Below are 14,051 nucleotides of genomic sequence, written 5' to 3'. Positions count from 1 at the left end.
CCCGAACTGCGCGTGCCGGCGGCCAACGAAAGCGCGCCGACGCTGGCCCCGGCCAGCCGTCCGGTTGCCGCCCCGGCGCCGCAGACCGTGGCCGGCTTCGATGTGTCGGCCTCGGGCATCGATCCGTCGCTGACGTTTGGCGATTTCGTGACCGGCAGTGCCAATGTCCTGGCGCTCAATGCCGCTCAGCGCATGGCGGCGGCCGAAAAGCCGCAGTTCTCGCCGCTCTACCTCAAGGGGTCCACCGGGCAGGGCAAGACGCATCTGCTCCACGCCATTGCCAACGGCTTTATGGCCGCGCGGCCGGGCGCACGGGTGTTCTACTGCTCGGCCGAGCGGTTCATGATCGAATTCGTTCAGGCCATGCGCCAGAACGAGATGATCGAGTTCAAGAGCCGCCTGCGCAGCTTCGACATGCTGCTGGTGGACGATATCCAGTTCATCATCGGCAAGGCCAGCACCCAGGAGGAATTCCTCCACACCATCGATGCCCTGCTGAGCGCCGGCAAGCGCCTGGTAGTCGCGGCCGATCGCGCGCCCCAGGCGCTCGACGGGGTCGAACAGCGCCTGCTCTCACGCCTCTCGATGGGGCTCGTCGCCGATATACAGGCTGCTGACATCGAGCTGCGGCGCCAGATCCTGGAGCACCGCCTGTCGCGCTTCACCAGTGCGCAGGTGCCGCAAGACGTGGTCGAATTCCTCGCCCGCACGATCAACCGCAACGTGCGCGAACTGGTCGGTGGCCTCAACAAGCTGATCGCCTTTGCCCAGCTGACCGGACAGCAGGTGAGCCTGCAACTGGCCGAGGAGCAGTTGACCGATATCCTGTCGGCCAACCGCCGCCGCATCACCATCGACGAGATCCAGCGCACCGTGTGCCAGTTCTATCGCGTCGATCGCTCGGAAATGGCGTCAAAGCGCCGGGCCCGTGCCGTGGTGCGTCCGCGCCAGGTGGCGATGTACCTGGCCAAGGTGCTCACCCCGCGGTCCTATCCCGAAATCGGCCGCAAGTTTGGCGGTCGCGATCACTCGACGGTGATTCACGCCGTGCGCCTGATCGAGGATCTGCGTAGCCGCGATGCCGACATGGACGGCGACGTGCGCACCCTGCTGCGCCAGTTGGAAGACTGACCCACACCGTTGTGATGCCCGGCCGCGTGTGACGGGGCCGGGTTTCCACCACCGCTCCACCGCGCGTGCACAGGATTGTGCCCGGCTTGCGCACAGGTTTGCCACAGGGTTGTGCGCAATCCTGTCCCCAGGCCTGTCCCCATGGTTGTGCGCAGCTTTTCCGCAGGATCATACCCGGCTTTTGCCGGGGTTATCCGGCCATCGTGCACAGGCTTTTGCACCGGGTTATCGGCCGGTGATGCACAGTTTGTGATCAGGTTTTTGCGCTGACTTTTCCACAGGCGCTGGCGGTATCGTACCACGTGCCGCCGCTGGCCTGGCATGCGTGTTCGGCCCAGCGGCCCTTGCCCCACCAGCCGACTACCACGCCCAGCAGCAGGGCGAGGATCAGCACGATCCAGATCCGGTCTCTCATGGCCGGCAGTGTGGGCGCGCGGCAGCGGCTTTGCAAACGGCGCCTCTCGCCTTTTTGCGCGCGGGCGCCTACCTCCACGGCCATGACGCCTGCCATTACGCCAGACCGCTTGAACCGCTTTGCCCGCCATATCGTGCTGCCGGAGGTGGGCGGCGCGGGCCAGGCGCGGATCATGGGCGCGCATGTGGTGCTGGTGGGCGTGGGCGGGATCGGCGCGCCGGCCTTGCAATACCTGGCGGGCGCGGGCGTGGGGCGGCTGACCCTGATCGACGATGATGTGATCGAGCCATCCAATCTTCAGCGCCAGACGATCTTTGCCCTGGCCGATGTGGGCCATGCCAAGGCCGAGGCTGCGGCGCAGTGGGTGGCGCGCTTTGATCCCGACCTGGTGGTGCAGGCCCATCGTACCCGCATCGGGCATGACAACGCCGCCGCGCTGATCGCCGGGGCTGATGTGGTGCTGGACGGATCGGACAACTTTGCCACGCGCCTGGCGGTATCTGATGCCTGCGTGGCAGCCGGCGTGCCGCTGACCAGTGCGGCGCTTGGCCGGTTCCAGGGCCAGGTGGCCAACTTTGCCGGGCATCGGCCGGGCGAGGCCTGCTATCGCTGCTTTGTGGGCGACGCATTCGATGCCGACGATTGCGACACGTGCGCGGCGCAAGGCGTGCTGGGGGCGATGGTCGGCATGGTCGGCACATTCGGCGCCATGGCGGCGCTGCGCGTGTTGTTGGAAGGCGTGGCCAGCCTGGGCGATCCGCAGTGGGGCCAGTTGCACGTGATCGATGGATTGAAGCCCGGCCTGCGCACGATGCGGATTGCGCACGATCCAGCCTGCACCACCTGTGGCACCGACCGACCCGCCGCCTGAACGCCGACGTGGGTGTGAAAAAAAGCGTAACCATACCGCGTTCAGGGGATGGCGGTAGCGCCACGCGCGCGTAGACAACAAGTGCGACCCGACAGGCGCGTGGTGCGAGCCACGATCCTGGGACTTGGCCCGGACCGAGGCTCCCTGGAGACCTTGTCCGGGCTCTTTCGCGCTCCTTTGAAAATCACGGTGTCTTGAGCAGTTCATCCACCCAATCGGGCACGATCTGCGTGGCGGGGCCCAGGCGGGTATCGTGGAACCAGGCCGAACCCTGGCTGCGGTCGAGATTGAGCTCGAGCGTTTCGGCGCCGATTTCCCGCGCCAGCCGCACGAAGCCGGCGGCCGGATAGACTGCCCCCGAGGTGCCGATCGACACGAACAGGTCTGCCCGGGCCATGGCATCGTGGATATCGTCCATGCGATAGGGCACTTCACCGAACCAGACGATATCCGGCCGTAGCGCTGCGGTGCCGCAGCTGGGGCAGGGTGGCCGGTCGATCAGCGGGCCGGTCCAGGCATGGCGGCTGTCGCACGCGGTGCACCAGGCCGAAAGGTGCTGGCCGTGCATGGGGATGAGATTGTCCGATCCGGCGCGGCGGTGCAGGTCATCGACGTTTTGCGTCACCAGCGTGACGCTGCCGCCCGGCACCTTGGCCGGCCAGGCGTGCTCAAGCCGGGCCAGCGCGCGGTGCGCCGCGTTGGGCAGCTTTTCCTGAATGGCGGCGCGGCGCATGTCGTAAAAGCGCAGCACGAGATCGGGATCGCGGACAAAGGCCTCGGGCGTGGCGACGTCTTCCACGCGGTGTTGCTCCCACAGGCTGGGGCCGCCATTGGCGCCGCTGCGGAAAGTGTCGATTCCGCTTTCGGCCGAAACGCCGGCGCCGGTGAGGATCACGATATGCTTGGGCAGGCTCATGCCGCGATCATGCCGGATCGGCACGGGTGTGCCAATCCGGCATGAGGGCCAGGGATGGCCAGCGCGGAAGGATCAGGCGAACGTGCTCGAATCGATCACGAAGCGATAGCGCACGTCACCCTTTTCCATGCGGTCCCAGGCCTGGTTGATATCCTGCATGGCGATGGTTTCGATTTCCGAGACGATGCCGTGCTCGGCACAGAAATCGAGCATTTCCTGGGTTTCGGCGATGCCGCCGATCAGCGAACCGGCGATCGAGCGGCGGCCGAAGATCAGGTTGAACACGGTCGGGCTGGGATGCGGATGTTCGGGCGCACCGACCAGGCACAGCGTGCCGTCACGCTTGAGCAGAGTGACGAAGGCATCGAGGTTGTGGCTGGCGGCCACGGTATCGAGGATGAAATCGAGGCTGCCGGCATGGGCGGCCATCTCATCGTCGTTGCGCGAGACGACGACCTCGTGCGCGCCGAGCGCCATGGCTTCCTCGCGCTTGGCCGGGCTGGTGGTGAAAGCCACGACGTGCGCACCGAGCGCGCGGGCAAGCTTGACGCCCATGTGGCCCAGGCCGCCGATGCCGACGATGCCGACCTTCTTGCCCGGCCCAACGTTCCAGTGGCGCAGCGGCGACCAGGTGGTGATCCCGGCGCAGAGCAGCGGCGCAACCGCAGCGAGCTGGTCGGGCGCATGGCGGACATGCAGGACAAAGCCCTGATCGACCACGATTGCCTGGCTATAGCCACCCAGCGTGTGGCCGGGGGCATCGCTGCTGGGCGAATTGTAGGTCTGCGTCATGCCTTCTTCGCAGAACTGTTCCAGCCCATCGTGGCACGCGCCGCAATGGCCGCACGAATCGACCATGCAGCCAACGCCGACGGTGTCACCCACCTTGAACTTGGTGACATCGGCACCAGCGGCCGTGACGTGGCCGACGATCTCGTGCCCGGGCACCACCGGATAGACCGCGTTGTTCCATTCGTTGCGCGCGGTGTGCAGGTCAGAGTGGCAGACCCCGCACCAGGCGATGGCAATGGCGACATCGTTGGGGCCGGGTTCACGGCGGGTGATGGCAAGGGGGCCGAGCGGCTGGTCGGCCGCGGGCGCGGCATAGGCCATGACGGTCATGCAGCAGGTCCTTTCAAGAAGGGGGGAGAGGGATGGCGGCCTCTCTAGGCTATCGCCATTAAGCTGATAATGGGGCAATTAGGGCATGGACTGATATCAGGAATGCATCAATGATCCGCCCCGACCATGATGACCTGCGCGCGCTGTTGGCCGTGGTGCGCGAGCGCAGCTTTACCCGCGCTGCCGCGCAACTCGGCACTTCGCAATCGGCGCTGAGCCGCACGATCGCCGGGCTGGAGGCGCAGATCGGGGTGCGCCTGCTCAACCGCACGACCCGCGCCGTGGCGCCCACCCCCGAGGGCGAGCGGCTGGCCCAAGGCGTGGCGCCGCATTTCGCCGCGATCGATGCGGCGGTCGATGCTCTGGGCGAAAGCCTGGCGCGGCCATCGGGCCTGGTGCGGCTGACGGTGGACGAGGGATCGGCCGAAACCGTGGTATGGCCGGGCCTGCGCCGCATCCTGCGCGCCTGGCCCGAGATTTCGGTCGAAGTGCTGGTCGACAATGGCCTGGTCGATATCGTGGCGGCCGGGCTGGATGCCGGTGTGCGATCGGGCGATATCCTGGCGCGCGACATGGTGGCGGTGCCGATCGGGCCGGATCTGCGCATGGTGGTGGTGGCAACGCCGGCGTTCTGCGCCGGGCGCGATCTGCCGCGCCATCCGCGCGACCTGGCAGCGCATCCGTGCATCAATTTTCGCCTGCCCACGCGCGGCGGCATCTATGCCTGGGAGTTTTCGCGCGGCCGAGAGGCGCTGCGCATGCGGGTGGAAGGGCCGCTGACGGTCAACACCCTGGCCCTGGCCGCGCAGGCGATGCGCGATGATCTGGGCTTTGCCTTCCTGCCCGAAAGCGGAGTGACGGCCGACATTGCCGCCGGACGGCTGATCCAGGTGCTCGACGATTGGTGCGAGCCCTATCCCGGCTATCACCTCTATTATCCCAGCCGCGCGCATGTTTCGCCCGCGCTGCGCGTGGTGATCGATGGCTTGCGCTGGCGGCCGGCGCATTCTGTCTCGACCGAGGGCGGGCGAACGCCGTAAGGGGTGCGCACGGCAGAGCAGAAGGACGCAACGGACATGGCACGCATCGGCATCATCGGCAGCGCGGGGCGCATGGGGCAGGCGTTGCAGGCCGCCGTGACGGCGGCCGGGCACGACCTGGCGGGCGGGATCGACCGCGATGGCGATGTCATGGCGCTGGCCCAGGCGAGCGACGTGCTGGTCGACTTTTCCGCGCCGGCCGCGCTGGAATTCAACCTCGATGCCGCGATCGCCACGGGCACGCCGATCGTGGTGGGCACGACGGGCCTGGAAGAACGGCACCACTGGCTGATCGATGCGGCGGCGGTTTCGATTGCCGTGCTGCAGACCGGCAATACCTCGCTTGGCGTCACGCTGCTGGCGCACTTGGTGCAGGAAGCCGCCGCGCGGCTGGGGACGGATTGGGACATCGAGATCGTCGAGACGCACCACCGCATGAAGGTGGATGCGCCATCGGGTACGGCGCTGCTGCTGGGCGAGGCGGCGGCGCGCGGCCGCCAGGTGGGCCTCAAGGACGTGGCCGTGCGTGGGCGCGATGGCATGACCGGCCAGCGCGAGACCGGCACGATCGGCTTTGCCGCGCTGCGCGGTGGCAGCGTTGCAGGCGATCACACCGTACATTTTCTGGCCGATAACGAACGCTTGAGCCTGTCGCACCTGGCGGAAAACCGCGGCATCTTTGCCAAGGGTGCGATCCGCGCCGGCGAATGGTTGCTGGTCCAGGAGCCCGGCCGCTATACCATGCCACAGGTGCTGGGGCTGGGGGACTGACCGCCTTGAAGAAGGACCAGATCTTCGAATTCTTTCGCCGCCTGGCCGAGGCCAACCCCGCGCCCGAAACCGAGCTGGCCTATGGCAACACCTATCAGTTGCTGGTGGCCGTGACGATTTCGGCGCAGGCCACCGACGTGGGCGTCAACAAGGCGACGCGGCGCCTGTTCGAAGAGGTGAAGACTCCGGCGCAGATGGTTGCCTTGGGCGAGGAAGGCCTGAAAGAACACATCAAATCCATCGGCCTGTTCAACACCAAGGCTAAGAACGTGATCGCGCTGTCGGAAATCCTGGTGCGCGACCATGGCGGCGAAGTGCCGGACGACCGCGATGCCTTGACCGCGCTGCCTGGCGTGGGGCGCAAGACGGCCAATGTCGTGCTCAATACCGCGTTCGGCATGGAAACTTTTGCGGTGGACACGCACATCTTCCGCGTTGGCAACCGCACCGGCCTTGCCAAGGGCAAGACCCCCGAAGCGGTGGAAGCGCAACTGGACAAGAAAGTGCCAGGGCCGTTTCGCCTGGGCGCGCACCATTGGCTGATCCTGCATGGGCGCTATATCTGCAAGGCGCGCACGCCCGAATGCTGGCGCTGCCCGGTGGTGGACCTGTGCGGCTTCAAGCCCAAGGTGCTGGAACAGGGGGCCAAGCCGCCGGTTGCGAAGAAGAAGGTTGCCAGCAAAAAGGTGACTGCCAAAAAGCCGGCGTGATCAACGCGCCATGCCAAGGAGAGAGTGCCATGGTTCGTTCGATCCCGGTTGCCGCCTTGCTCATCGCTCTGGCGGCCTGCACGCCCGGCGATGGCCCACGCAGCGCCGGGGCCGATGGCCATTCCCCCAAGACGCCGGCGGCCACACCGATCGGCCGGGCGGAAAGTTGCATTCCGCTCAGCCAGATCAGCGAAAGCCGGGTGCGCGATGACTGGACGATCGATTTCCGCGTCGGCAATCGCTGGTATCGCAACACGCTGCCCCAGCGCTGCTATGGCCTGGGGTTCCAGCAGACCTTCGGCTATGCCACCAGCCAGGCGCAACTGTGCAGCGTGGACGTGATCACCGTGTTGCAGACCGGGCCGGGCGGCGGCCCGCGCGGTTCGTGCGGGCTGGGCCAGTTTCAGCCGGTGACGCTGGCGAAATAGCGGTTACTGGCCCTACGCTTACTGGCCTTGGTCGAGATGCAGCCCGCGCCGGCCGTGTTCCGGCGTATCGTGCGGTGGCACCGGGGCCGGGGCATCGGGATCGAGCGGCACCTGCAGCATGCCTTCCCAGCGGGTGATGACCGCTGTTGCCACGGCGTTGCCCACCACGTTGGTGGCCGTGCGACCCATGTCGAGGAAAGTATCGACGCCCAGCAGCAGGGCAATGCCTTCTACCGGCAGGCCGAACTGGGTCAGCGTGGCGGCGATCACCACCAGGCTGGCGCGCGGCACGCCGGCGATGCCCTTGGACGTGACCATGAGGGTGAGCAGCATGGCGATCTGCTGCTGCCAGGATAGCGGGATGTTGTAGGCCTGCGCGATGAACATCGTGGCAAAGCTGGTATACATCATCGAGCCATCGAGATTGAACGAATAGCCCAGCGGCAGCACGAAGCCCGAAATGCGGCGCGGCACGCCGAACCGGTCGAGCTGTTCGAACAGGCGCGGCAGCGCGCTTTCCGAACTGGCCGTGGAAAAGGCCAGCAGCACCGGCTCGCGAATATAGCGCGCCAGCAGCAGCACGCGCTTGCCCAGGAAGATGCCGCCCAGCCCCAGCAACAGGCCCCACAACAGCAGCAGCGCGAAATAGAATTCCGACACGAACACGCCATAGGTGACGATGATGCCCAGGCCCTTGGTGGCGACCACCGCCGCCAGCGCGCCGAACACGGCCAGCGGTGCGGCCTTCATCACATAGTCGGTCATCGTCAGCATCAGGCTGGCCAGCGCCTCTGCCCCGCGCAGCAGCGGCGCGCCCTTTTCGCCGATGGCAGACAGCGCCAGGCCAGCAAACAGCGAGAACACCAGGATCTGCAGCACGTTGTTCTGCGCCATGGCATCGAGCAGGCTGGTCGGCACGATCTGCAGCACGAAATGGTGCACGGTGAAATCGGCCGTGGCGAGATCGCCGACTTTTGCCGAGGCGGCAAACTGCAACCCGTGGCCGGGGCGGAACAGATTGACCAGCAGAAGGCCCATGCTGATCGACACCAGGGAGGCGGTGATGAACCAGCCCAGCGCCCGGCCGCCGATGCGACCCAGCGCCGTACTGTCACCCATGCCGGCGATGCCCGACACCAGCGTGGCCAGGATCAGCGGCGCAATGATCATCTTGATCAGGCGCAGGAACACATCAGGCAGCAGCTTGAGCGTTTCGGCGGCCGTCGCCAGCGTTGGGCTGTCGGCCGGCAGCGCGCGGTTGAGGGCATAGCCCGTGGCGATCCCCAGGATCATGGCGATGACGATGTAAAGCGTAAGGCGCCGGGCCAAGGGATGCTCCGCAAATTGTTTCAGGTGTGACGGTCTGGTGGCAGACCCTAGGCGGCGTGGACAAATTGCACAACGCCGCGGTGGGATGGGCGGGCGATCGGCGGCGCGGATGACGGGCAAATCTTTACCGATTGCTGCGAAACCCGGGCCGGGGTGCGACACCCGCCCGGCCGCACGGCGCCTGCATTTTGTGCGCTCCGGGCACGCCGGATGGCCTGCATTACGGTAATTTAACGAGACCGCTAGTGGCGCGGACAGGCGGCGTGGGCCAGAGGGCAGCATCGGCCTGTCTCTCGCCTGCAACGGTTGATAGACAAGCTGCCATCTTTGGACCGAAGAGAAGACCGCGCGCCATGAATTTCGAACACGCCGTGCCGCAGATGTCCCGTGCAAAGCAGATCAGGGTTCTGGCCCTGTCGGTTGCCGCCGTGGCCCTGGTGGCGACAGGAGCCACTGCCCTGCGTTCCTGGATGCACCAGCCCGAGCCGGTGGCGGCCCCGCTGCCGGCCGGCGAAGTGCAACTGACCGACAGCCAGGTGGCCAGCCTCAAGATCGAAACGGCCGGCGCGGACGATGGCTATGCCCGCACGGGCGCCAGCGGCCAGATCACGGTGGACGAAACGCGCTCGACCCCGGTGTTCCTGCCCTATTCGGGCCAGGTGCAGCAGGTCTTCGTGCAGAACGGCGATCGCGTGCAGGCTGGCAGCCCGCTGCTGTCGGTGCACACCACCGACATCGCCGATGCGCGCAATGCCCTGGCTGCCGCCCTGGCGCAGCGCACCAGCGCATCGGCGCAAGTGCGCGTGGCGACCGAAAACGCCCAGCGCGCCGAGGAAATCTATCGCACCGCCGGTGGCGCGTTGAAAGACTTGCAGCAGGCGCGCAGCGACCTGGTGGCCGCGCAATCGCAGCTGGGCATTGCCAATGCCGCCGTGACCGCCGCCCAAGCCAAGCTGGGCGTGTTCGGCGCCGGCACGGGTGCTGGCAGCAATGCCGTGCTGCGCGCGCCGATCGGTGGCGTGGTGGTGACCCGCTCGATCGCGCAGGGGCAGTATGTGGCCGGTGGCGCCAATGCCGCCGGGAGCCAGCCGGCGTTCCTGATCGCCGATCTGTCGCGCGTGTGGCTGGTGGCGCAAGTGGCCGAAAGCGATGCCTCGCGCGTGCACCTGGGTGACAAGGTAGTGGTGACCGCCACGGCATTCCCCGGCCGCACGTTTGACGCGACGATCGACAACGTCGGTGCACAGATCGATCCGGTGTCGCATCGCCTGCAAGTGCGCGCCACGATTCCCAATGCCGATGGCGCGTTGAAGCCGCAGATGTTTGCCAACTTCACCATTGAAACGCCCGAGAAGGAAGTTTCGACGGCCCCGGTGACCCCGCACCTGCTCAGCCTGCCGGCCGAGGCGGTGATCCACGAGGGCGACAGCGCCCGCGTGTGGGTGTGGCTGGGCCACGGCCGCGTCAAGGCGCGCGACGTGGTGACCGGCGAAAGCCACGATGGCCGCGTAACGATCATTTCCGGCCTCAACCCGGGTGAAAAGGTCGTGACCCAGGGCGCCATCTTCGTGAACGAAGCGGGGCTCGACTGATGGTCAAGCTGGTACGCTATGCGCTGGGCCAGCGCCTGACGATTGTCGCCTTCTTCGTGCTGATGCTCGTGGCGGGCGGCATCGCGTTTTACAATCTCAACATCGAAGCCTATCCCGACCCCGTGCCACCGATGGTGGAAATCGTGACCCAGTCTTCGGGCCTTTCGGCCGAGGAAATGGAACGCAACGTCACGATTCCGATCGAAGTGCAGATGTCGGGCCTGCCGCACATGACGGCGATCCGCGCGATCTCGCTGTTCGGCCTGTCGGACGTGAAGATCCAGTTCACCTATGATTTCAATTACGAACAAGCCCAGCAGCAGGTGATCAACCGCCTGGCGCAGCTGCCCCAGCTGCCGGGCGGCGCGGTGCCGACGATTTCGCCGACGAGCCCCGTGGGCGAAATCTATCGCTATCGCATCGCCGCGCCCAAGGGTTACTCGGTTGAAGACTTGAAGACGCTGCAGGACTGGGTGCTGCAACGCCGCTTCCGCGCCATTCCCGGCGTGGTCGACGTGACCGGCTGGGGCGGCAAGCTGCGCAGCTATGACGTCGTGGTCGACAATAACCGCCTTCAGGCCCACCACCTGACCGTGGCGCAGGTGATCGCCGCGCTGGGCAAGGCCAATGCCAACGTCGGCGGCCAGACCATCAACTTTGGCGCGCAGAGCGCGATCGTGCGCGGCATCGGCCTGATCCAGTCGGTCGATGCGCTGGAAACCACCCCAGTGGGCCGCGATGGCACCGCCCCGGTGCTGGTGCGCGACGTGGCGACGGTGAAGATCGGCAACATGCCGCGCAACGGCATCGCCGGCCTCAACAACGATGACGACATCGTCCAGGGCATCGTGCTGATGCGTCGTGGTGCGCAGTCGATGCCCACGATCCAGGCGGTGGAAGCCGAAGTCCAGAAGATCAACAGCACCGGCGTGCTGCCGCCGGGCGTCCATCTCGAACGCATCTATGACCGGTCTGAACTGATCGGCGTGACGACGCGCACCGTGATGGAAAACCTGGTTGCGGGCGTCCTGCTGATCTTCTTCCTGCAGTGGGCGTTCCTCGGCAATCTGCGCAGCGCGCTGATCGTGGCGGCCACGATTCCCTTTGCCCTGGCCTTTGCCGTGCTGATCCTGACGGTGCAGGGGGAAAGCGCCAATCTGCTGTCGGTGGGGGCGCTGGACTTTGGCCTGGTGGTGGATGCCACCGTCATCATGGTGGAGAACATATTCCGCCACATGGCCGAGCGATCGCACCATGTGGAAACCCATGAAGGCGGGCGCTATACCTTTGCCAGCCGCATCGGCTCGGTCCTGGCGGCCAGCAATGAAGTGAGCCGCGGCATCTTCTTTGCCGCCGCGATCATCATCACCAGCTTCCTGCCGCTGTTCACGCTGACCGGCGTGGAAGGCCATATCTTTGGCCCGATGGCCAAGACCTATGCCTATGCCATCATCGGCGGGTTGATCGCCACGTTCACCGTGGCGCCGGTGCTTTCGGCGATGATGCTGCCCGACAAGCTGGACGAGGCCGAGACCTGGCTGGTGGCGCGCATTCGCCGGGTTTACGAACCGGCGGCGGCGTTCTGCTTCCGCAACCAGCTGCTCGCGATCGGTGCGGCCGCGATCATGGTGATCGGCGCCTTTGTCGGCGTGCGCTCGCTGGGGGTGGAGTTCCTGCCCCATCTGGAAGAAGGCAACATGTATATCCGCGCCACGCTGCCGGCGGCGATCTCGCTCGATGCGGGTGAGCCAGTGGCCCGCGCGATCCGCCGCGACATCATGCAGTACCCCGAAGTGACCGCGGTGCTTTCCGCCCACGGCCGCCCGGACGACGGCACCGATGCCACCGGCTTCTTCAACGTGGAATACTTCGTGCCGCTCAAGCCGTTCGATGAATGGCCCAAGGGCATGGACAAGGAAAAGCTGGTCGCCGATCTCTCGGCCAAGCTGCAATCGCGCTATCCCGGCGTCGACTTCTCGTTCTCGCAGATCATCGAGGACAACGTGGAAGAAGCCGCATCGGGCGTGAAGGGCGCCAACTCGGTCAAGCTGTTCGGCCCTGACCTGGTGACGCTGGAGAAGATTGCCGGCCAGCTGCGTGACCAGATGGCCAAGGTGCGCGGTATTACCGACCTGGGGATCTTCCAGTCGCTGGGCCAGCCGACCGTGCGCATCGACGTGGATCGCGAAAAGGCCGCGCGCTATGGCCTGAGTGTGGACGACGTGAACCAGACGGTTCAGGCGGCCATCGGCGGCACGTCGCCGGGCGACCTCTACGAGCCGCATACCGATCGCCACTTCCCGATCATGGTGCGGCTGGAAGCGGACCAGCGCGACAGCTTGGAAGCGGTCAAGCGCATCACCGTGGGGGCGACCGCGCCCGATGGCACGGCAATCTCTGTGCCGCTGTCGGAACTGGCGGATATCCGCCTCACCACCGGCGCCAGCTTCATCTATCGCGAACACCAGGAACGCTACATCCCGATCAAGTTCTCGGTGCGTGACCGCGACCTGGGCAGCGCGGTGGAGGAAGCGCAGGCCCGCATTGCCAAGAATGTGGTGCTGCCCGCCGGCTATAGCCTGGAATGGGCGGGCGAGATGAGCAATCTCAAGAACGCGGTGGCGCGCCTGGAAATCGTCGTGCCGCTGAGCCTGCTGCTCATGCTCGGCCTGCTCTATGCCAACTTCCGCTCGCTGCGCGATACGCTGCTGGCCTTCTCGGTCATTCCGATGGCCGTAGTGGGCGGCGTGCTGGGCCTGATGCTCACCGGCACGGCGTTCTCGATCTCGGCAGCGATCGGTTTTGTGGCGCTGTTCGGGATCGCGGTGATGGATGGCATCCTGCTGGTGACCAGCTTCAACCAGGCAATGGACGAAGGCATGGCACGGCTTGATGCGCTGCGCCACGCCACCACCAATTCGCTGCGGCCCGTGCTGATGACCTGCCTGGTGGCGGCGATCGGCCTCGCGCCGGCGGCGGTGGCCACTGGCATCGGCAGCCAGGTGCAAAAGCCCCTGGCCCTGGTGGTCGTGGGCGGCATGACGCTGGCCCCGGTGCTGATCCTGCTGATCCTGCCCCTGCTCATCAACCGTTTCTCCAGCCGGGTCGCCGGGCCGCGCAAGCGCGCCGGGGCCGATACCGATGCTGGTGATACCGCAATGCCGCATGAAGGAGAGCCGGCATGATCCGTTTCCCGATGCGCCGTTCGCTGGGCACCCTGGCCAGTGGCATGCTGCTGGCCTCCACCATGCTGGCTACGGCCGGTGCGGCCAAGGCGCCGCCGGTGGTCAATACCGTGGCGGTGCCGATGCCGCCCACCCCGGCGGGCAGCGCGCCGCCCGATCTGCTCAACCAGCCGATCACCGGCGATGGGCAATCGCAGGTGGTTCACCCCGGCACGGCAGTGGCCAAGGATTGGTGGCAGGCGTTCCGCAGCCCGGCGGTCAACACCCTGGTGGATCGCGCGCTGACGGCCAATGCCGATCTGGCCGCTGCCCAGGCCCGCGTGGCCCAGGCGCAGTCGCTGATCGGCGTGGCGCGCGGCGCGCTGTTGCCGCAGCTTGATGCCGGACTGACCAGTGAGCGGCAGCGCCTGTCGCGCAGCCTGTCCACCCCGATCGCCGATCCCAATCCGCAGGTCTTCTCGCTGCATACCGCGCAGGTCAGCGTCAGCTATTCCCCCGACCTGTTCGGCGGCGGCGCGGCGCGGGTGCGATCGGCCAAGGC

Annotated in this window: 13 protein-coding genes; 9 read left to right on the top strand and 4 right to left on the bottom strand. The window is 66.4% G+C overall.

Features of this window, described 5'->3' with window-relative positions:
• The coding region (gene dnaA / locus H926_RS0109525) for a chromosomal replication initiator protein DnaA (RefSeq protein WP_022676093.1) at nt 1–1,131 on the top strand (1,131 nt) is incomplete at its 5' end.
• A gap of 253 nt (nt 1,132–1,384) precedes the next feature.
• Here dnaA and H926_RS33185 read toward each other — a convergent pair.
• Nucleotides 1,385–1,546 (bottom strand): hypothetical protein, encoded by a 162-nt coding sequence (locus H926_RS33185; RefSeq protein WP_022676092.1) that lies wholly within the window; start codon nt 1,544–1,546, stop codon nt 1,385–1,387.
• Between the two features lie 82 nt (nt 1,547–1,628).
• On the opposite strand from H926_RS33185, the gene H926_RS0109515 reads away from it, so the two are divergent.
• Nucleotides 1,629–2,417: a HesA/MoeB/ThiF family protein gene (locus tag H926_RS0109515; RefSeq protein ID WP_022676091.1), complete on the top strand. Its 789-nt coding sequence runs from the start codon at nt 1,629–1,631 to the stop codon at nt 2,415–2,417.
• Between the two features lie 184 nt (nt 2,418–2,601).
• Here H926_RS0109515 and H926_RS0109510 read toward each other — a convergent pair whose 3' ends face one another.
• Both H926_RS0109510 and H926_RS0109505 read right to left on the bottom strand, forming a co-directional pair.
• Nucleotides 2,602–3,333, bottom strand: coding sequence for an NAD-dependent deacylase (locus tag H926_RS0109510; protein WP_022676090.1), 732 nt, complete (start codon nt 3,331–3,333; stop codon nt 2,602–2,604).
• Nucleotides 3,334–3,405: 72 nt separating this feature from the next.
• Entirely contained in the window at nt 3,406–4,455 is a 1,050-nt protein-coding gene (locus tag H926_RS0109505; protein WP_022676089.1) for an NAD(P)-dependent alcohol dehydrogenase, read from the bottom strand.
• A 110-nt stretch (nt 4,456–4,565) separates the two neighbouring features.
• On the opposite strand from H926_RS0109505, the gene H926_RS0109500 reads away from it, so the two are divergent.
• The 4 genes from H926_RS0109500 to H926_RS0109485 are packed head-to-tail and all read left to right on the top strand — an operon-like array spanning nt 4,566 to nt 7,404.
• Nucleotides 4,566–5,495, top strand: a complete 930-nt coding sequence (locus H926_RS0109500) for a LysR family transcriptional regulator (RefSeq protein ID WP_022676088.1) — start codon at nt 4,566–4,568, stop codon at nt 5,493–5,495.
• Nucleotides 5,496–5,531: 36 nt separating this feature from the next.
• Entirely contained in the window at nt 5,532–6,266 is a 735-nt protein-coding gene (gene dapB, locus H926_RS0109495) for a 4-hydroxy-tetrahydrodipicolinate reductase (RefSeq protein ID WP_028657802.1), read from the top strand.
• 5 nt (nt 6,267–6,271) lie between these two features.
• Complete coding sequence (nth, locus tag H926_RS0109490) at nt 6,272–6,976, top strand: endonuclease III (protein ID WP_022676086.1); 705 nt, start codon at nt 6,272–6,274, stop codon at nt 6,974–6,976.
• 29 nt (nt 6,977–7,005) lie between these two features.
• Entirely contained in the window at nt 7,006–7,404 is a 399-nt protein-coding gene (locus H926_RS0109485; protein ID WP_022676085.1) for a hypothetical protein, read from the top strand.
• A gap of 18 nt (nt 7,405–7,422) precedes the next feature.
• Here H926_RS0109485 and H926_RS0109480 read toward each other — a convergent pair whose 3' ends face one another.
• A complete protein-coding gene (locus tag H926_RS0109480; RefSeq protein WP_022676084.1) occupies nt 7,423–8,733 on the bottom strand; it encodes a dicarboxylate/amino acid:cation symporter in 1,311 nt (436 codons plus the stop codon).
• 353 nt (nt 8,734–9,086) lie between these two features.
• Between H926_RS0109480 and H926_RS0109475 the strand changes: the two genes are divergently transcribed.
• The 3 genes from H926_RS0109475 to H926_RS0109465 all read left to right on the top strand — a co-directional run.
• Entirely contained in the window at nt 9,087–10,325 is a 1,239-nt protein-coding gene (locus H926_RS0109475) for an efflux RND transporter periplasmic adaptor subunit (protein ID WP_022676083.1), read from the top strand.
• On the top strand, nt 10,325–13,510 hold the full coding sequence (locus H926_RS0109470) for an efflux RND transporter permease subunit (RefSeq protein ID WP_022676082.1): 3,186 nt from the start codon (nt 10,325–10,327) through the stop codon (nt 13,508–13,510). Before H926_RS0109475 ends, H926_RS0109470 begins: the two co-directional genes overlap by 1 nt.
• Nucleotides 13,507–14,051 (top strand): TolC family protein (locus tag H926_RS0109465; RefSeq protein ID WP_022676081.1); only part of this gene is annotated, 545 nt, incomplete at its 3' end. The genes H926_RS0109470 and H926_RS0109465, both read left to right, overlap by 4 nt.

It is taken from the genome of Novosphingobium sp. B-7 (genome assembly GCF_000410615.1).
In the GTDB taxonomy this organism is placed as follows: domain Bacteria; phylum Pseudomonadota; class Alphaproteobacteria; order Sphingomonadales; family Sphingomonadaceae; genus Novosphingobium; species Novosphingobium capsulatum.
Note: the sequence above shows the minus strand (reverse complement) of the source record. Positions and strands in the feature narration are given on the sequence as shown.